General features: G+C 53.0%; 13 protein-coding genes and 1 pseudogene. 7 read left to right on the forward strand and 7 right to left on the reverse strand.

From position 1 onward, the window contains the following. Positions 1-92 precede the first annotated feature (92 nt). Entirely contained in the window at positions 93-494 is a 402-nt protein-coding gene (gene zapG, locus UC15_RS10450; RefSeq protein ID WP_013577242.1) for a Z-ring associated protein ZapG, read from the reverse strand. A gap of 285 nt (positions 495-779) precedes the next feature. On the opposite strand from zapG, the gene zapE reads away from it, so the two are divergent. From zapE to sspB, 5 genes are all read left to right on the forward strand, one after another. Continuing rightward, positions 780-1,916, forward strand: coding sequence for a cell division protein ZapE (zapE, locus tag UC15_RS10455; RefSeq protein WP_112288382.1), 1,137 nt, complete (start codon positions 780-782; stop codon positions 1,914-1,916). A gap of 346 nt (positions 1,917-2,262) precedes the next feature. Then, on the forward strand, positions 2,263-2,691 hold the full coding sequence (rplM, locus tag UC15_RS10465; protein WP_013577239.1) for a 50S ribosomal protein L13: 429 nt from the start codon (positions 2,263-2,265) through the stop codon (positions 2,689-2,691). 16 nt (positions 2,692-2,707) lie between these two features. Beyond that, the gene (gene rpsI, locus UC15_RS10470) at positions 2,708-3,100 is read left to right on the forward strand and encodes a 30S ribosomal protein S9 (protein ID WP_013577238.1); all 393 of its coding nucleotides are present in this window, start codon (positions 2,708-2,710) and stop codon (positions 3,098-3,100) included. Between the two features lie 333 nt (positions 3,101-3,433). Next, positions 3,434-4,075, forward strand: a complete 642-nt coding sequence (gene sspA, locus UC15_RS10475) for a stringent starvation protein SspA (RefSeq protein ID WP_112288384.1) — start codon at positions 3,434-3,436, stop codon at positions 4,073-4,075. Between the two features lie 3 nt (positions 4,076-4,078). After that, the gene (sspB, locus tag UC15_RS10480) at positions 4,079-4,573 is read left to right on the forward strand and encodes a ClpXP protease specificity-enhancing factor (protein WP_112288385.1); all 495 of its coding nucleotides are present in this window, start codon (positions 4,079-4,081) and stop codon (positions 4,571-4,573) included. A gap of 161 nt (positions 4,574-4,734) precedes the next feature. On the opposite strand, the gene UC15_RS10485 is transcribed toward sspB, so the two are convergent. Together UC15_RS10485 and gltB are read right to left on the reverse strand one after the other, a co-directional pair. Next, positions 4,735-6,153: a glutamate synthase small subunit gene (locus tag UC15_RS10485; protein WP_112288386.1), complete on the reverse strand. Its 1,419-nt coding sequence runs from the start codon at positions 6,151-6,153 to the stop codon at positions 4,735-4,737. A 9-nt stretch (positions 6,154-6,162) separates the two neighbouring features. Further along, positions 6,163-10,620, reverse strand: a complete 4,458-nt coding sequence (gltB, locus tag UC15_RS10490; protein WP_112288387.1) for a glutamate synthase large subunit — start codon at positions 10,618-10,620, stop codon at positions 6,163-6,165. A gap of 871 nt (positions 10,621-11,491) precedes the next feature. Between gltB and arcB the strand changes: the two are divergent. Next, positions 11,492-13,828 (forward strand): annotated as a pseudogene (gene arcB / locus UC15_RS10495) (aerobic respiration two-component sensor histidine kinase ArcB); the annotation flags it as partial. An 899-nt stretch (positions 13,829-14,727) separates the two neighbouring features. Then, positions 14,728-15,450 (forward strand): monofunctional biosynthetic peptidoglycan transglycosylase, encoded by a 723-nt coding sequence (gene mtgA / locus UC15_RS10500; protein ID WP_112288389.1) that lies wholly within the window; start codon positions 14,728-14,730, stop codon positions 15,448-15,450. Between the two features lie 69 nt (positions 15,451-15,519). Here the strand turns inward: mtgA and dolP are convergent, their stop codons facing one another. The 4 genes from dolP to UC15_RS10520 all read right to left on the reverse strand — a co-directional run bounded on the left by dolP (position 15,520) and on the right by UC15_RS10520 (position 19,185). Further along, on the reverse strand, positions 15,520-16,095 hold the full coding sequence (dolP, locus tag UC15_RS10505; protein WP_112288390.1) for a division/outer membrane stress-associated lipid-binding lipoprotein: 576 nt from the start codon (positions 16,093-16,095) through the stop codon (positions 15,520-15,522). A 9-nt stretch (positions 16,096-16,104) separates the two neighbouring features. After that, positions 16,105-16,695: a DnaA initiator-associating protein DiaA gene (gene diaA / locus UC15_RS10510; RefSeq protein ID WP_013577230.1), complete on the reverse strand. Its 591-nt coding sequence runs from the start codon at positions 16,693-16,695 to the stop codon at positions 16,105-16,107. A gap of 30 nt (positions 16,696-16,725) precedes the next feature. After that, a complete protein-coding gene (locus UC15_RS10515; protein ID WP_112288391.1) occupies positions 16,726-17,094 on the reverse strand; it encodes a YraN family protein in 369 nt (122 codons plus the stop codon). A 63-nt stretch (positions 17,095-17,157) separates the two neighbouring features. Next, positions 17,158-19,185, reverse strand: a complete 2,028-nt coding sequence (locus UC15_RS10520; protein ID WP_112288392.1) for a penicillin-binding protein activator — start codon at positions 19,183-19,185, stop codon at positions 17,158-17,160. Positions 19,186-19,205: the final 20 nt, after the last annotated feature.

Genomic DNA, 19,205 nt, shown 5'->3' on the forward strand with positions numbered 1-19,205 from the left:
CTACACGGGAAGGGGCTTGAGAACGGCACATGCACGAAACATGTGCCGTAAATACGCCTGCACAAAGATTATCATGCAGGCAGGAGCGTCTGTTATTTACGAACCGGACGCTCGCCACGCAGCAAACCCGATGCGCCATCAGAATAATCACGCGGCATTTGTACCGGCACCTGATCGTTATCGGCTTCAGAACCGGTCAGGCGATAGTTGAACGGATTATCCTGCTCTGGCATATCAGGCAGCAGATTGTTGGAGCTCTTCGCCATATGCTGATAAAGCTGACGGTAATCTGTCGCCATGTTATCGAGCAACTCAGCGCTGCGGGCAAAATGGCCCACCAGCTCCTGACGGTATTCGTCGAGTTCGGCTTTGCTTTTCTCCAGTTCGTTTTTCATGACTTGTTGATCACGTAATTTACGATTACCAAAGCGCATCGCGACCGCACCAATCGCGATACCGACCACTAATCCAATGAGTGCATACTCCCAGGTCATAATGACTCCTATTTTGACTTCGTTGTCCCGCAGGGCTTTTTCACGTAACTTTTATGACTTAACTTTTTTACACAATGGTTTTAACGTAATTGTCACACGCATTCGTCATGCAATAGCTCCACTATAACCGTTAACCTTGTCAGAGTGGAATCCTGCCGGGAAAATCGCTGCCGTCTGATGGTTTTTTAGCACACAGACAGCCGGGAAAAGCGGCGAACCTACGGCAAAAAAGCGGCTAAACGACGTGAAAAACTTAAAATTTTTTTCTCAGGGACGTTAACTAAGATGCAACCCAAATCACCACTTTTCGTTTATCAGAACGCCGTTGATGCTGGCGAGTTCCAGCCGGACGCGGTTCAGAAACAGGCTGTTGCCCAGCTCGACGCTATTTATCAGGCCTTATCTTCCCGTCCTGCGGCGGAACCTGCGACCAGCCGGGGTGGCTTGCTGGGGCGACTGTTTGGCAAAAGTGCGCCAAAAACCACGCAACGCCCGGTTCAGGGCTTATATATGTGGGGTGGCGTCGGGCGCGGCAAAACCTGGCTGATGGATTTGTTTTTCTACAGTCTGCCGGGCGAGCGCAAACTTCGTCTCCACTTTCACCGCTTTATGTTGCGCGTTCACGAAGAACTGACGCAGCTCCAGGGGCAGGAAGATCCGCTGGAAGTGATTGCCGACCGTTTCAAAGCGGAAACCGACGTGCTGTGTTTCGACGAGTTTTTTGTCTCGGATATCACCGACGCGATGCTGCTGGCGACATTGCTACAGGCGCTGTTCGCACGTGGGATCACGTTAATCGCCACGTCCAACATTCCACCTGACTCGCTTTACCGGAACGGCCTGCAACGCGCGCGTTTCCTGCCAGCTATCGATCTGATTAAAGAATATTGCGATGTCCTGAATGTGGATGCCGGAATTGATTACCGCCTGCGTACGCTGACTCAGGCCAATTTATGGCTGACTCCGGCGGGCGGGGATACGACGGCCGCCATGCAAAGTATGCTGGGAAAACTGACCGGTAATCACAGCGGTTCGGCGGGTACTGAGGCGGTCACGCTGGAAGTGAATCACCGCCCGATGCGGGCGATTGCCGCCGTTGATGGCGTGCTGGCGATAGAATTCCATACGCTTTGTGAAGAGGCGCGCAGCCAGCTCGACTACATTGCGCTGTCAAAAATCTACCACAGCGTGCTGCTGCACAATGTGCCGGTGATGAAGGCGGACAATGAAAATTCGGCGCGACGTTTTCTGGCTCTGGTGGATGAGTTTTATGAGCGTCATGTCAAACTGGTGGTTTCTGCTGCGGCACCGATGTTTGAGATTTATCAGGGCGAGCGGCTGAAATTCGAGTATCAGCGCTGCCTGTCCCGTCTGCAGGAAATGCAAAGTGAGGAATACCTCAAGCGACCGCATCTGCCGTGATTTTTAGCTGATTATATTTTGCTCGATTTGTGGTATAAGAACACGCAGTACATTCTGCATGGCGAACCCTTCTGCTGTCGTGAAGGAAATCTTTCTTTTCGTCGAAAAAGGGTTCGATCTTTGCAGGAGACTTCTCTATAATCTTGCGACCCCACGTTACTACAAAGTTTTTTTCCCGAAACTTTATAAGTGCCAGCATTGGCTATTCGAAGGGGTAGGTTTGCTGGACGATGGTCGTGTGAACCTCCAATACTTATTTTATAAACCTGGGTTCTTATGTGGTTTATAAAAACATATAGGCGTTTGGGTGTTCGCCAACGTGTAACTTTAATTGGGTAAGCTTTTAATGAAAACTTTTACAGCTAAACCGGAAACCGTACAACGTGACTGGTTCGTAGTTGACGCTACCGGCAAGACCTTAGGTCGCCTGGCCACTGAACTGGCTCGCCGTCTGCGTGGCAAACATAAAGCGGAATACACTCCGCACGTTGATACTGGTGATTACATCATCGTTCTGAACGCAGAAAAAGTTGCTGTAACCGGCAACAAGCGTAACGACAAGATTTATTACCATCACACCGGCCACATCGGTGGTATCAAGCAAGCGACCTTTGAAGAGATGATCGCTCGCCGTCCTGAACGCGTGATCGAACTCGCGGTTAAAGGCATGTTGCCAAAGGGCCCGCTGGGTCGTGCAATGTACCGTAAAATGAAAGTTTACGCGGGTAACGAGCACACTCATGCGGCGCAACAACCGCAAGTTCTTGACATTTAATTCGGGATTATAGGCAATGGCTGAAAATCAATACTACGGCACTGGTCGCCGCAAAAGCTCCGCCGCTCGTGTTTTCATCAAACCGGGTAGTGGTAACATCGTAATTAACCAGCGTAGCCTGGAACAGTACTTTGGTCGTGAAACTGCCCGCATGGTAGTTCGTCAACCACTGGAACTGGTCGACATGGTTGAGAAATTCGACCTGTACATCACCGTTAAAGGTGGTGGTATCTCCGGTCAAGCTGGTGCTATCCGTCACGGTATTACCCGTGCACTGATGGAATATGACGAAAATCTTCGTGGCGAACTGCGTAAAGCTGGTTTCGTTACTCGTGATGCTCGTCAGGTTGAACGTAAGAAAGTCGGTCTGCGTAAAGCACGTCGTCGTCCTCAGTTCTCCAAACGTTAATTTTCTGCTGCTTTGCAGCTCAGTGCTTCGGCACGAAAATCAGCGTCAAAAACCCGGTGCTTCACCGGGTTTTTTTATGCCTTTTTTTCAGCAATCGCAGGCGAAATGATCTCCTGACACACAATTCCCCACGAAATCGTCTCACCGTCCACCACAGCCCGCGTAAAATCTGGTAAACTATCACACACTTTTGTGCCTATTCGCCGAGCAGTTGACGTTGCCGCGCTTCCTGGCTGGGTTCGCCTTGCCGATGGTTGTCTATGAAACTACGGGACAAAAACTGCAGGCTGGCGATAACTCGCTGTAATATTCTAGATAAACTTGGAGGTTTTCATGGCTGTCGCTGCCAACAAACGTTCGGTAATGACGCTGTTTTCCGGCCCGACCGACATTTTTAGCCATCAAGTACGTATCGTACTGGCGGAAAAAGGTGTCAGTGTCGAGATCGAGCAGGTTGAGATGGATCACCTGCCGCAGGATCTTATTGACCTCAACCCTTACCGCACTGTACCGACGCTGGTTGATCGTGAGCTGACCCTGTTCGAATCCCGCATCATCATGGAATATCTTGATGAGCGTTTCCCGCATCCACCGCTGATGCCGGTTTATCCGGTTGCCCGTGGTGAGAGCCGTCTGATGATGCACCGCATCGAAAACGACTGGTATTCGCTGATGCGTCAGGTCGAGCAAGGTTCTGCGACTGAAGCGGACGCTGCGCGTAAGCAACTGCGTGAAGAGCTGCTGGCGATTGCGCCAATCTTCTCGTACATGCCTTACTTTAAAAGCGAAGAGTTCAGCCTGGTCGATTGCTATCTGGCTCCGCTGCTGTGGCGTTTGCCAGAGCTGGGCATTGAGCTGTCAGGTGCCGGTTCTAAAGAGCTGAAAGGCTACATGACCCGCGTCTTCGAACGTGATGCTTTCCTGGCTTCCCTGACCGAAGCAGAGCGCGAAATGCGTTTGCATACCCGAGGCTAAGGTATGGAGATGACCGACATGTCTCCGCGTCGCCCCTATCTGCTGCGGGCTTTTTATGACTGGTTGCTCGACAACCAGTTAACCCCGCATCTGGTGGTTGACGTGACGATGCCTGGCGTGATGGTGCCGATGGAGTTTGCGCGTGACGGACAAATCGTTCTGAACGTTGCGCCGCGTGCTGTCGGCAATCTCGAACTGGGTAACGATGATGTACGCTTTAACGCCCGTTTTGGCGGCGTGCCGCGTAACGTATTTGTACCGATCGCTGCCGTTTTGGCGATTTACGCCCGTGAAAACGGTGCCGGTACCATGTTCGAACCTGAACCTGCTTATGAAGCTGAAGGCGCCTTTGATGGCGACCTGAGCGCGGATGAGCCGACAGAGCCGACCATGTCAGTCATTGATGGCGATTTGCCGGATGTGGCTGAAGAAGATCCGGATGATGAGCCGCCGGCTCCGCCACGCGGTGGTCGCCCGGCATTGCGTGTTGTGAAATAACAACCCGACTCAGCCCGGTTTCATGCTTAAACCCTGCGATGTTCGCGGGGTTTTTTATTGCCCTGAATTCATGGGCCTCTCATTTCGCCTGTACTGATTGCGTTCGTTTAAAAAAAACGGGGCTGCCATCGCTGGCAGCCCCGTTTTTACGACAGACCGGATCAGACTTCGAGGAAGTTCATGATGCCTTCTGCTGCCTTACGGCCTTCGGCAATCGCCGTGACGACCAGATCGGAACCGCGAACCGCATCGCCACCGGCGAAGATTTTCGGGTTGCTGGTCTGGAAGGCGTTGTCGCTGCCTTCAGGGGCTACGATACGTCCCTGCGTGTCCAGCTCGACGTCATGGGCTGCCAGCCATTCCATTTTGTGTGGGCGGAAACCAAACGCCATCACCACAGCATCCGCTTCCATCACATGTTCGGAACCCGCCACGATTTCTGCACGACGGCGGCCATGTGCATCCGGAGCGCCCAGCTCGGTACGCGCCATACGCACGCCACATACGCGGCCTGAATCGTTCAGTTCAATGCTCAGTGGTTGCAGGTTAAATTTGAAATCCACACCTTCTTCGCGCGCATTCTTCACTTCACGACGCGAGCCCGGCATGTTCTCTTCATCACGACGGTACGCACAGGTCACATGGGTTGCACCCTGACGAATTGACGTACGCACGCAGTCCATGGCGGTATCACCACCGCCCAGCACCACGACGCGTTTCTTGTCCATCGTCACGTAAGGCTCTTCCTGGCTGTCATCGTAGCCCATCAGCTGCTTGGTGTTAGCGATGAGGAACGGCAGGGCATCGTACACGCCCGGCGCATCTTCGTTCGCCAGACCACCGCGCATGGACTGATAAGTGCCAACGCCGAGGAATACAGAATCGTATTCCGCCAGCAGCGCATCAATGGTGATGTCTTTGCCGACTTCGGTATTGAGCTGGAACTCGATACCCATCTCAGTGAAGATTTCGCGACGCTTGGTCATTACTGATTTTTCCAGCTTGAAGGCCGGAATACCGAAAGTCAGCAGGCCGCCGATTTCCGGATGGCGATCGTAAACCACCGCTTTCACACCGTTACGGGTCAGCACGTCGGCACAAGCCAGACCTGCCGGACCTGCACCGATGATCGCCACACGTTTGCCGGTTGGCTGCACGTGAGACATATCCGGACGCCAGCCCATCTCGATGGCTTTGTCGTTGATGTAGCGCTCGATATTACCGATGGTCACTGCACCGAACTCATCGTTTAGGGTGCAGGAACCTTCGCACAGACGGTCCTGCGGGCAAACGCGTCCGCAGACTTCCGGCAGGCTGTTGGTCTGGTGCGCGAGGTCGGCGGCTTCCATGATGCGACCTTCGTTCGCCAGCTTCAGCCAGTTCGGAATGTAGTTGTGAACCGGGCATTTCCATTCGCAGTAAGGGTTACCACAGGACAAACAGCGGTCTGCCTGAGATGCGGCCTGAGTTGCTGAGAACGGCTTGTAAATTTCCACAAACTCAATTTTACGGATCTTCAGCGCTTTTTTCGGCGGATCAACACGCTGTAAGTCGACAAATTGATAAACGTTTTGACTCATCTTAACCTCTTACTGCGCTTGTACCCGCAGCTCAGCTGCGGAACGACTACGGTGACCCAACAATGCTTTGACATCACTGGACTTCGGTTTTACCAGGGCAAATTTAGGCGCCCATTCCGGCCAGTTCGCCAAAATCTCTTCACCACGGGTCGATGCGGTCAACTGTACGTGTTCGATGATCAAACCGCGCAGGTGCTCTTCATGGATAGCCAGTTCGGCCACTTCCAGGACTTCAACCAGTTCCGGGTTAACACGTTTGCGGAATTCGCCGTCTTCATCAAGAACGTAAGCGAAACCGCCGGTCATGCCTGCGCCAAAGTTGACGCCGGTACGACCCAGCACACATACAATGCCGCCGGTCATGTATTCACAACCGTTATCTCCAATGCCTTCGACGACAGTGATCGCACCGGAGTTACGCACTGCGAAGCGTTCACCCGCACGACCCGCTGCAAACAACTTGCCGCCGGTTGCGCCGTACAGACAGGTGTTACCGATGATGCTGGCTTCGTGGCTGCGGAACGCTGAACCGATTGGCGGACGGATGGCAATGCGGCCACCGGCCATGCCTTTGCCCACGTAGTCGTTCGCGTCGCCGGTCAGCATTAAATCGACGCCGCCTGCGTTCCAGACGCCGAAGCTCTGGCCCGCGGTACCGTTGAAGTTAATACGCACCGGATCAGCCGCCATGCCTTGATCGCCATGTTTCTCAGCAATTGCACCTGACAACATTGCACCCACAGAGCGGTCAGTGTTGCGGATATCAAAGTAGAACGCTTTGCTCTGCTTAGAATCGATGTGCGGCGCGGCCTGTTCCAGAATGTCTTTGTTAAGCTGACCCTTGTCGAACGCCGGGTTGCTTTCGGTGCAGTACACCGCTTTGCCTTCATGCGGCGTGGCAGTCGCCAGCATCGCAGAAAGGTCGAGATTGTTTTGCTTGGCGGTGAAACCGTCCAGCTCAGTCAGCAAATCGGTGCGACCAATCAGATCCACCAGCTGGCTGACGCCCAGTTCGGCCATGATTTCACGGGTTTCCTGCGTGATGAACTTAAAGTAGTTCACTACGCGTTCTGGCAGGCCGTGATAATGGTTGCGACGCAGTTTGTCGTCCTGGGTTGCCACGCCTGTTGCGCAGTTGTTCAGGTGACAAATACGCAGGTATTTACAACCCAGCGCGACCATCGGTCCGGTACCGAAACCGAAGCTTTCTGCACCCAGAATCGCGGCCTTGATGATGTCGAGGCCCGTTTTCAGACCGCCATCCACCTGCAGACGGATTTTGTGGCGCAGGCCGTTGGCGACCAGTGCCTGTTGTGTTTCCACCAGACCCAGTTCCCATGGGCAACCGGCGTATTTCACCGAGGACAGCGGGCTTGCGCCGGTACCGCCATCGTAGCCGGCAATAGTGATGAGATCCGCATAGGCTTTCGCCACACCGACCGCGATAGTGCCGACGCCCGGTTCAGACACCAGTTTCACCGAAATCATCGCTTTCGGGTTGACCTGTTTCAGGTCGAAAATCAGCTGTGCCAGATCCTCGATAGAATAAATATCGTGGTGCGGCGGTGGAGAAATCAGGGTCACGCCCGGCACGGAATAACGCAGTTTCGCGATGTACGGCGTCACTTTGTCACCCGGCAACTGACCACCTTCGCCTGGTTTTGCACCCTGTGCGACTTTAATCTGAATAACGTCAGCATTCACCAGATACGCCGGTGTCACGCCGAAACGACCGGAAGCCACCTGTTTGATACGGGACACTTTATTGGTGCCGTAACGCGCAGGATCTTCGCCGCCTTCGCCGGAGTTAGAGCGTCCGCCGATGCTGTTCATCGCTTCAGCCAGAGACTCATGCGCTTCCGGGCTTAACGCACCGATAGACATCGCTGCGGTATCGAAACGGGTATACAAACCTTCCGCCGGCTCAACCTGATCCACAGGGATTGGCTGACCTTTTGGTGTCACTTTCAGCAGGTCACGCAATGTCGCAACCGGACGTTCATTAACCAGTTTGGCGTACTTTTTGTAATCGTCGTAATCACCACTGTTCACTGCGGCTTGCAGGGTAGTGACCACGTCCGGGTTATAGGAGTGATATTCGCCGCCGTGGACAAATTTCAGCAGGCCGCCCTGATCCAGTGTTTTGCGTTTCAGCCACGCACGTTTGGACAGGTTCAGCAAATCCTGTTCGAAATCGCTGTAACCGGCACCGCCGATACGGCTGACCACGCCGTTGAAACAGGTGTTGCACAGATCCTTCGCCAGACCGACTGCTTCAAACAGTTTTGAGCAGCGGTAAGAGGCGACGGTTGAGATGCCCATTTTGGACATGATCTTGTACAGACCTTTGTTGATGCCGTTACGGTAGTTCAGCATCACTTCACGGTATTTCTTCTCGATAACCTGTGTATCGACCAGTTTGGCCAGCGTCTCGTAGGCCAGATACGGGTAAACCGCGGTCGCACCGAAACCAATCAGTACGGCGAAATGGTGCGGGTCACGTGCACTGGCGGTTTCAACAATGATGTTGGCATCGCAGCGCAGGCTTTTCTCAACCAGACGCAGTTGCAGCGCGCCGACGGCCATTGGCGCAGGCAGCGGCAGACGGTTCGGCGCGATATTGCGGTCAGACAGCACCAGCAGAACCGCGCCGTTACGCACTTTCTGTTCGCCTTCGTCACAGAGTTTCTGGACGAACTGCTCCATGTTTTGTTCGCTCGGATCGTAAGTCAGATCCAGCGTTTCAGCGCGATAGTGTTTGCTGTCGAGCGTGGTGAGCTGTTTAAAGTCAGACCACAGCAGAATTGGCGATTTAAAGCTCAGACGGTGCGCCTGACCTTCGGCTTCGCAGAACACGTTCATCTCGCGGCCAATGCTGGTCGCCAGAGACATCACGTGCGCTTCACGCAGCGGATCGATTGGCGGGTTGGTGACCTGCGCAAACTGCTGACGGAAGTAGTCATATACAATACGCGGACGGCTGGAAAGCACGGCGAATGGCGTGTCGTCGCCCATTGAGCCGACGGCTTCCTGACCGTTTTCACCCAGTACGCGGATGATCTGATCGAGTTCTTCGCTGCTGTAGCCGAACTGTTTCTGGAACGTTTCCAGTAACGTGTCTTCCATCTCGCGGCTGCCGACCTGATCTTCCGGCAGGTCTTCGAACGGCACCAGACGCTGAACGTTTTTCTCCATCCATTGCTTATAAGGATGGCGGCCTTTCAGGTCGTTATCGGTTTCCGCGGAGTGGTGGATCTTGCCGCTGCGGGTGTCGATCACCATCAGTTCACCCGGTCCGACGCGGCCTTTTTCGACCACTTCGTCCGGCTGATAATCCCAGATCCCGACTTCGGACGCACAGGTGATCAGCTTATCTTTGGTGATGACATAACGCGCAGGGCGCAGACCGTTACGGTCGAGGTTACAGGCGGCATAACGGCCGTCTGACATCACGATACCGGCCGGGCCGTCCCACGGCTCCATGTGCATGGAGTTAAAGTCGAAGAACGCGCGCAGGTCGTCGTCCATATCCGGGTTTTGCTGCCAGGCTGGTGGCACCAGCAAACGCATGGCGCGCAGCAAGTCCATCCCGCCGGCCAGGAAAAGTTCCAGCATGTTATCCAGCGAGCTGGAATCCGAACCGGTTTCGTTGACGAAAGGCGATGCGTCCTGCAAATCGGGGATCAGCGGCGTTTTAAATTTGTATGCACGGGCACGCGCCCACTGACGGTTACCGGTGATGGTGTTGATTTCGCCGTTGTGCGCCAGATAGCGGAAAGGCTGAGCCAGTTGCCAGCGCGGCACCGTGTTGGTCGAAAAACGCTGGTGGAACAAGCAGATGGCCGATTCCAGACGCAGGTCGGCCAGATCTAAATAGAAGCGTGGCAGATCCGCAGGCATACACAGGCCTTTATAGATCGTGACCACGTTGGAGAAACTGCACACATAGAAGTCTTTATCCTGAATGCGTTTCTCAATGCGGCGGCGCGCCATATACAGGCGGCGCTCCATGTCACGCGGACGCCATCCGGCAGGCGCGTTGACAAAAATTTGTTCGATACGAGGCAGGGAGGAAAGCGCGATTTCACCGAGTACGTCCGGATTGGTCGGAACGTCACGCCAGCCCACCACGGACAGCGTCTCGTTTTGCAATTCTTCTTCTACAATGCGGCGGCTCGCCTCAGCTTCTTTTTCATCTTTGCTGAGGAACAACATGCCCACGGCGTAGTTTTTCGCCAGACGCCAGCCACGTTCTTCGGCAATCATGCGGAAGAAGCGATCAGGTTTCTGTAAATGAAGGCCACAGCCGTCGCCGGTCTTGCCGTCAGCAAGGATCGCGCCACGGTGTTGCATACGGGCCAGTGCGTGAATTGCAGTACGCACGACCTTATGGCTAGGTTCGCCTTCTATATGGGCGATCAGGCCGAAACCACAGTTGTCCCTCTCTTGGGATTTATCGTACAACATAACGTGAACCTCCCCAGGCTCTGCGAGACTCTCACACCAATCGCGAGCGGTCTTATTCACAGAGTTTGTCCGCAATTTCGCGCACTCTTGCGGTGCGTTGATTGCCCGGACATCTCCGTCAAAGGCCTCTCGTGATGGTTCTCACAAGTGGTGGTTGACTTGTTTTAATGAGGGAGTCTTCAATTACTGCATAAATATGACGAGTTGCTCACCCGTCGAGATTGCTTCCAGCGGACTCCCAACTTAGCGAGAAAGCCCCATCAGGTCAAATGGCGAATTAACTTATATTAAAAGTGATATAAAAGAGTTTAACTCATTGATATATAAAAATTAGATTGCCTTTTTAATGGCATAATATCGGTGTGGTAAAGCGTGCAAAGTGTGAGCTGACTCACTATAGGAAAAGCTTCAGATCTCCGCACCGTGCTGGCAGGTGCTTAATTACCAGTATTTTATACTGGAAAACTCTGCGAGCATGCGGTTTGTCACTGTTTTTAACGTGACAGTAATAATGTGTCTGAGCGGGGTTTGTAATAAGAATTATTCATATTGCCGGGAATGACTTTATTTGCAGTAATAATGAATAGTTATGCCTGCGCCAAAAGCGCCGAGAGGGAAGGAATTCGGAGGATTAAAGGAAAAGATGTTAGCCACAGGGCATTTGGCGACTTTATCAGCCTGATAAAGCCGGCCGATATTAATAATATCACCCTGCAAAATAGTCAATAACTCTGCCCTTATTTCCTGCATTGCACCATGACCAGCCCTTGTACGGTGCATCTCACAAACTTCACGCTCAATGATGACCCCGCCATCACGCCGGGTAGGTTTTGCGGTATGATTCAGGCGTCTTCGTTTTAAGGGAACCGTTATGAAGCAAATCCGGGTTTTAGCGCAGTATTATGTCGATCTGATGGTCAAGCTGGGGCTGGTGAGATTCTCACTGCTGCTGGCATCTGCGCTGGTGGTGCTGGCGATGATTGTCCAGATGGCCGTCACCATGCTCCTGCGCGGGCAGGTGGAAAGTATCGACGTCGTTCGTTCCATCTTCTTTGGTTTGCTGATCACGCCCTGGGCAGTCTACTTCCTGTCGGTGGTGGTCGAGCAGCTTGAAGAGTCGCGTCAGCGTTTAGCGCGTCTGGTGGATAAGCTGGAAGAGATGCGTCACCGCGACCTCGAACTGAATCAGCAGCTCAAAGACAACATTACCCAACTGAATCAGGAAATCGCCGACCGTGTAAAAGCGGAAGAAGCGCGTCTGGCAGTGGTCGATAAGCTGAAACTGGAAATGCACCACCGCGAACAGGCGCAGATCGAACTGAGCCAGCAATCTGCATTATTACGCTCTTTCCTCGATGCCTCACCAGATCTGGTGTATTACCGCAACGAAGACAAAGAATTCTCCGGCTGTAACCGGGCGATGGAACTGCTGACCGGTAAAAGCGAGAAGCAGCTGGTCGGCCTCACCCCTAACGACGTCTATACTCCGGACATCGCCGAGAAAGTGGTCGAAACCGACGAGAAGGTATTCCGTCACAACGTTTCCCTGACGTACGAACAATGGCTCGTCTATCCGGACGGGCGTAAAGCCTGCTTTGAACTGCGCAAAGTGCCGTTCTATGACCGTATCGGTAAACGACATGGCCTGATGGGCTTTGGACGCGATATTACCGAGCGTAAGCGCTATCAGGATGCGTTAGAGAATGCCAGCCGTGAGAAGACCACCTTTATTTCCACGATCAGCCACGAGCTGCGTACGCCGCTTAACGGCATTGTCGGGCTGAGCCGCATTCTGCTCGATACCGAGCTGGACAAAGAACAGCACAGCTATCTGAAAACGATTCACGTCAGTGCCATCACCCTCGGCAATATCTTCAACGACATTATCGAAATGGACAAAATCGAGCGCCGCAAAGTGCAGCTCGATAATCAGCCGGTGGATTTCACGGAATTCCTGTCAGATTTGGAAAACCTCTCCGGTCTGCTGGCGCAGCCGAAAGGGCTGAAGTTTGTGATGGAACCGGATCTTCCGCTGCCGCGCAGCATCACCACGGATGGCACGCGCCTGCGCCAGATCTTGTGGAACCTGATCGGCAATGCCGTCAAGTTCACCCGTGAAGGCGAAATTGTCCTGAGCGTCCATTACGAGCCGAACGATATGCTGCGTTTTGTGGTGCGCGATTCCGGGATGGGGATCCCGCAGGACGAGCAGGACAAAATTTTCGCCATGTATTATCAGGTGAAAGATCAGAACGGCGGCAAACCGGCGACCGGTACGGGCATCGGGCTGGCGGTATCCAAACGTCTGGCGCAGACGATGGGCGGCGATATTACAGTCAGCAGCGTGCCGGGTCAGGGCTCCAGCTTCACGCTCACCGTGCGAGCGCCTAAACTGGATGCACCGGCAGAACAGGTGGACGAAGAAGAAGATATGCCACTCCCGGCACTGCATGTGCTGCTGGTGGAAGATATCGAGCTGAACGTCATCGTGGCGCGTTCGGTGCTGGAAAAACTGGGCAACAGCGTGGAAGTGGCCATGAACGGGCACGATGCGCTGGAGATGTTCGATCCTGACGAGTTTGATCTGGTCTTGCTGGATATTCAGTTGCCGGACATGACCGGTCTGGATATCGCCCGTAAGTTACGCACCGATTACGCCGGTAAGCATCTGCCGCCGCTGATTGCGCTGACGGCGAACGTGCTGAAAGATAAAAAAGAATACCTTGATGCAGGAATGGACGATGTGCTGAGCAAGCCGCTGTCTGTTTCCGCACTGACTGCGATGATCCAGCAGTTTTGGGATCATCAGCCTGAAGTTTCCGTTTCTGAAAAGGAGCCTGTAGTGATGAAAGACAGTGAATCGTTGCTTGATACTGCCATGCTTGAGCAGTACATCGATCTGGTTGGCGCGAAACTGATTTATCAGAGTGCAGATATGTTTGAAAAGATGATGCCGGGTTATCTCGCGGTTCTCGATTCAAATATGACGGCGCGCGACCAAAAAGGCATTGCAGAAGAAGGGCACAAAATCAAAGGCGCTGCGGGTTCCGTTGGCCTCAAGCATTTGCAGCAACTGGCGCAACAGATTCAGACCCCGACGCTGCCGGCTTGGTGGGATAACGTACAGGAATGGATTGATGAGCTGAAGGCCGAGTGGCGCAATGACATCAAAGTGTTACGCGACTGGACGGCAAACGCTGAAAAAAAAATAACCCCAGCCGAGGCCGGGGTGCGCGAATACTGCGCCAACACCAGGGAAAGAGGTAACCCACGATAGTTTTTAGGGTTCGGTTTTCGCAGGTCTTGGAATTCAGTCTTAAAGTCTAATACATCCTGTAGCAATCAACATAACAAATATAAGCAGAACTGTTACAACATTCATTAAAAACTGTGATGTAGATTAGTCTTTGTCTATACAAAACATCAAGCCTTTATCGCAGGATTTTTGACAGAATACAAATGAACCCTACTGATGTTGTACTGGTGACATGCAATTTTACTTATGGAAGTGAACAATCACAGGCCTTTTAGCCAGTGATTTTGCAATGTAAACGGCTATGAAACCGGTTGTCTAAAATGCAAAATCACTGGCAAGTGACTGTAATTCATCGTTTATGTGTGATTTTTTCTGAAATGCTATTTTCGGAGCCAAAAGAGATCTGAAATTTATTTCAAATGAAAAAATTTCACTTAGGTTGCTGGATTTTTTGTCTGTGAAAAAGGCGTACATACTGCTGATTTGTTATGGTTTACAGGTGGCGGATTTGGCTTAGGGGTTCGCCTGATATGGAATAATCGATGAGAATTTATTCACTTTCCTAATCGATATACATAAGACATGCTTACGTATTGTTTGCAAATCTTTTCACAAATATTTTACTTTATCGTTTAAAAATGCATCGGCATGAAAAAAGCAGGAATTTCAGGCAGTTTTCCGGAACTCCTTGATGGTAGTGGGTAAATAGGAATTTTCCGCTCTGAATGTAAGCAAAAGTTTCATTCATATTGCTCAATTGTTAGCACTATTAATTTGCATTTCGCTAGCCTAATCTTGCAGATTATTCTCGAGATTGATTAGATGGTCGGATGTGTTGTGGAAAGCGTTAAATGAATAAAATTACTCGAAAGGGCCTTTTGCGCAAGCCGGCCTTATGGCTGAAACGTGCGCTGATACTGTTACTCTGCTTATGGGTAGCGGGCATTCTTCTTTTTTCATTTCTGCCGGTTCCTTTCTCCGCAGTCATGGTGGAGCGGCAGGTTTCGGCCTGGCTGACTGGTGATTTTGGCTATGTCGCACATTCAGACTGGGTGCCGATGAGTGAGATTTCCTCACCAATGGCGCTTGCAGTGATGGCTGCTGAAGATCAGAAATTCCCTGAGCACTGGGGTTTTGATGTGGATGCAATCCAGTCCGTTCTGGATAAAGATGGCGGCAAAATGCGCGGTGCCTCTACGTTATCCCAGCAAACTGCCAAGAACCTGTTCCTTTGGGATGGCCGCAGTTGGGTGAGAAAAGGGCTTGAAGCGGGCCTGACCGTCGGTATTGAAACAGTGTGGAGCAAACGCCGGATACTCACTGTGTATCTGAATATCGTGGAATTTGGTGACGGCGTATTTGGTGTGGAGCAGGCTTCGCAGCATTTCTTCCATAAACCTGCCAGCCGCCTTACGGCTTCTCAGGCGGCGTTGCTGGCAGCAGTGTTGCCTAATCCGCACCTGTACAAAGTGAATGCGCCTTCCGCTTATGTGCTGCGTCGCCAGCAGTGGATACTGCGCCAGATGAGCCAGCTGGGCGGTGAGTCCTTCCTGCAAGAGCATAAGCTTCATTAGCGCCTGACGTTTTTGAGGAATAAAAAAGGACAGCCTGAGCTGTCCTTTTTTGTTATTGCGTTCACGCCATTATTTAACGTAGGTAAACGCCGTGGTGACGTGTTTAACACCGCTGATACCCGCCGCAATGCCTGCCGCCGATTTACCTTCTTCCTGAGTGACCAGACCCAGCAGGAAGACTTCACCGTTTTCAGTGGTCACTTTCACGTTAGAGGATTTCACCGAATCGCTGGTCAGCAACTGAGAGCGAACTTTGGTGGTGATCCACGTATCCGTTGAAGCAGTGCCCATACTGACTGGCTTGCCTGTACGGATCTCGTTATACACTTCTGTCGCACCGTCTACACCCACAGCAATCTGTTTGGCGCGGGCAGCCATGTCAGGCGTCGGAGCCTGGCCGGTCAGCAGAACTTTACCCTGATAGGCAGTCGCCACAACACGGGCTTCATCTTTCAGCTGTTTGTCTTTACTGATGGCATTGGAAACACGGGCTTCCAGAGTGCTGTCATCAACCTGAGTGCCCACAGTACGCGGGTCAGTGGTCGTTTTGGTGGCCACGCCAGCCACACCAACCACGGCGGCTGCAACACAGCCTTGTAACAGAAGGGCGCTTAACAATACAGCAAAGAGAGGACTCGCCTTCATTGGATCTCCTTAATCGTCCTGGTGTGGGAACAGCGTATTATCTATCAGGTCACAGAGACAGTTAACTGTGAGCATATGCATTTCCTGAATACGGGCGCTGCGATGGGAGGGAATACGGATCTCAACATCGTGAGGCCCCAGTAAACCCGCCAGTTCGCCGCCGTCATAACCCGTCAATGCGACAATCGTCATATCGCGGGTCACCGCTGCTTCAACGGCTTTGACAATATCACGGCTGTTACCGCGGGTAGAAATAGCCAGCAGAACATCACCCGCCTGACCTAAGGCGCGCACCTGTTTGGCATAGATTTCTTCATGCAGTCGATCGTTAGCAATCGCGGTCAGCACAATGTTATCTGCACATAGTGAGATTGCAGGAAGGCTCGGACGTTCAGTTTCAAAACGATTAATCAGACTGGCGGAAAAATGCTGAGCATTCGCCGCAGAGGTGCCGTTGCCGCAGCACAGAATTTTATTGCCGTTGAGCAGCGATTGCACCAGCGTCATCGCGGCGCGTGAAATCGCGTCAGGCAAGGCTTCTGCCGCTGCAATCTGAGTTTGAATACTTTCTGTAAAGCAGACTTTGATTCTATCCAGCACGGGTTTTCGTCCAGTCAGTCGTCGTAATATTTATTCCGCATTGAATGCATCACGCAGCCATTCTACCTGGCTGCCGGTGATGGCAAAAACATCAAAACGGCAAGATGATGTGTCAAAGCTCGCATTCTTTCCTGCAAGCCAGAAAGACGCCGCGCGTAACAGGCGCTGCTGTTTTTGAACGGTCACGCTGGCCGCCGCACCGCCAAAATCAGCGTTACGCCGGTAGCGGACTTCTACAAACACCCAGGTCTGCTGGTCACGCATGATGAGGTCAATCTCACCTGCACGGCAGGCCACGTTGGCCGCCACGAAGATTAACCCGGCTCTTTCAAGATAACGACGGGCAAAGGCTTCGTACTTATCGCCGCATGCCCGCGTTTTAGATAAAAAAGAGTTCATCAGTACGTCCTTGTACTTGTTATGGCTGAAGGTTCCCGTCTCAGCGGCGCGGCCGGGTTTCTCTTATGAAGAAACCGGCACCAGCGAGCCCTGACGGTATTGCAGCCAAGGCAGTTTGCGATGGATAACACAATTCTCATTGGCACTCAGGTCGCCGGTGCTGCCGGAAACCTGGAAGCCAGGCAGGGTGCGCATCTGCGAGAAATGATTTGCCAGACTCCAGGCATCAATCCCCATCGCGTAGAGGCGAACCAGCGAATAGTCATTACCAAATTTTGCGGTGGCCTGCTGCATCAGCGCCGGGTTACCGCCCGCCAGCAATGGAATATCGCTGAACTGCACGCCTTCCATTTCCAGACGATAGTCCGGGCCGGCACCTGCCTGATAGCTGCGGGAACTTGCGTATACGGAAGGATGTACGCGACCATTTACGGCCAGATCCAGCATCGGTTTAATCAGCGTCAGTTCGCTCTGCGTCGCCACCACGTAAACGGAATCCACGCTGCCACCGGTGCTGCCTTGCGTAATCTGGGCATCTGTCGGCGGAGCCGGGATGGTAATGCCACCAATCGTCACGCCCTGCGCTTGTGCCGGCGCGGCGGCATCAGTGGCGATGACCGGTGTACCGGTCAGACGGATACCGCTGCCGATAGAAGAACGCAATTCGCTGCCTGAACCGAGACCTTGTTTCAGAACGGTGCCACCGCCCAGCTTCTGCCATTCGTTAGCAAAAGCCTGCGCGATACGGTCACCAAAGTTGCCACGTGGAACCAGCAACAGCGGCAACCGTTTTTGCTCCGCCCACATATGGCGCGCAGCATCCTGTGCTTCGTCTTCTGGCGAGAGCGCAAAGTAACAGATATTCGGGCTGTTTTTCTCAGTTTCTGGCTGATTAAGCGCTAAAACATTCAGCGGAGTCTGATCGGAAGAGAGTTCGTTGACCTGATCTTTGAGCAGCGGGCCGACAACCAGTGTGGCGCCATCCTGCTGAGCCTGTGTCAGAAGCGCCGCCAGAGGCTGACCGTTGGTGTCATACACTTTCACCTGCGCATTGCTGCTGGCAACAGGCGCTGGCGCAGCTGGTGTTGCAGCCGGCTGAGCCTGAGCGGCATCGGTTTGCGGCTGGCTGGCATCCGGCGCGGAAGTACTCACCGCGGCGTCCGGGTCTGCCGGTGGTTGTGTCTGTGCATTCGGATCAGCCGGCGCGGCTTGCGGTGCTGGCTGGCTCAATTGACCGTTCATTGCCGCGTTGAAACCTTGCGAAATCGCATTCCCGTAAACCTGCGCCGGACCGCTCATCGGCAGGAAAAGCGCAATTTTGCCGGTAGAGGCTGGCTGGAAGCTCAGCACATTATTCAGCTGAGTCGGCAGGGTTTTCGCTGCCGGATTTACCGGATAACGACGCTGCCAGTCTTTGATTCCGGCTTTCAGCAGATCAGGATCCTGCTTGTTACTCTGCCAGACGCTCAGTAAATCCAGCCATCCCTGCAACGTGTTTTCATCAGCATTAATCACAATACTGTTGACGTCCTGCGCGGACATTTGCGTCAGCGCGGTCCAGGTCTCGTCAATATTGTCCTGATGCAGTTTGCCCTGCAACAGCGGTTCCTGTGCGATATATGCGCGGATCAGTCCGAGACTGGTGCGTCCCTGGCTGGCATCAATTTGCGCCTGGTAGTAACGCGCTTTCTGATCGTTGGTCAGATTGGTCGGGTCTATCTTGCTCAGACTGGTGGCCGCGGCCTGAACGTTTTTCTGCGCGACCTGTACTTCCGCGCTGGTCAGTTGTTGCTCGAGAGTTTGTGCGGCGGTCAGATTTTGCGGTACTTTTGCGAGTTGTTCAGCGGCCTGCGGCACTTTGCCTTCACGTATCAGGGCACGCACTGCAAGCAATTGCCAGTCAGCCTTGTTATCATCACCGCTTTGCTGTGCCTGTTGCAGATAATAGTCAGAGCTGCCGGACGCTGCACCCTGGACACTTTCTGTCGGCGCCTGTGGTGCCTGACCGGAACAGCTGGCGAGAAGCATAGCCACGATAATGGCAGGGAGTAAACGTCCCGAACGGGTACGAAAGGTCATTGAGGAAGGCATTCAGTTTCCAGTGATGTTTT

The sequence above is a fragment of the Rahnella sp. AN3-3W3 genome (assembly GCF_003263545.1).
Lineage (GTDB): Bacteria > Pseudomonadota > Gammaproteobacteria > Enterobacterales > Enterobacteriaceae > Rahnella > Rahnella variigena.

What these genes read in the sequence shown, in the direction of transcription:
- UC15_RS10515 (WP_112288391.1), bottom strand. Translation starts at nt 17,094, where the DNA reads ATGAACTCTTTTTTATCTAAAACGCGGGCATGCGGCGATAAGTACGAA.
- gltB (WP_112288387.1), bottom strand. Translation starts at nt 10,620, where the DNA reads ATGTTGTACGATAAATCCCAAGAGAGGGACAACTGTGGTTTCGGCCTG.
- zapE (WP_112288382.1), top strand. Translation starts at nt 780, where the DNA reads ATGCAACCCAAATCACCACTTTTCGTTTATCAGAACGCCGTTGATGCT.
- UC15_RS10485 (WP_112288386.1), bottom strand. Translation starts at nt 6,153, where the DNA reads ATGAGTCAAAACGTTTATCAATTTGTCGACTTACAGCGTGTTGATCCG.
- zapG (WP_013577242.1), bottom strand. Translation starts at nt 494, where the DNA reads ATGACCTGGGAGTATGCACTCATTGGATTAGTGGTCGGTATCGCGATT.
- dolP (WP_112288390.1), bottom strand. Translation starts at nt 16,095, where the DNA reads ATGAAGGCGAGTCCTCTCTTTGCTGTATTGTTAAGCGCCCTTCTGTTA.
- UC15_RS10520 (WP_112288392.1), bottom strand. Translation starts at nt 19,185, where the DNA reads ATGCCTTCCTCAATGACCTTTCGTACCCGTTCGGGACGTTTACTCCCT.
- sspB (WP_112288385.1), top strand. Translation starts at nt 4,079, where the DNA reads ATGGAGATGACCGACATGTCTCCGCGTCGCCCCTATCTGCTGCGGGCT.
- rpsI (WP_013577238.1), top strand. Translation starts at nt 2,708, where the DNA reads ATGGCTGAAAATCAATACTACGGCACTGGTCGCCGCAAAAGCTCCGCC.
- mtgA (WP_112288389.1), top strand. Translation starts at nt 14,728, where the DNA reads ATGAATAAAATTACTCGAAAGGGCCTTTTGCGCAAGCCGGCCTTATGG.
- rplM (WP_013577239.1), top strand. Translation starts at nt 2,263, where the DNA reads ATGAAAACTTTTACAGCTAAACCGGAAACCGTACAACGTGACTGGTTC.
- sspA (WP_112288384.1), top strand. Translation starts at nt 3,434, where the DNA reads ATGGCTGTCGCTGCCAACAAACGTTCGGTAATGACGCTGTTTTCCGGC.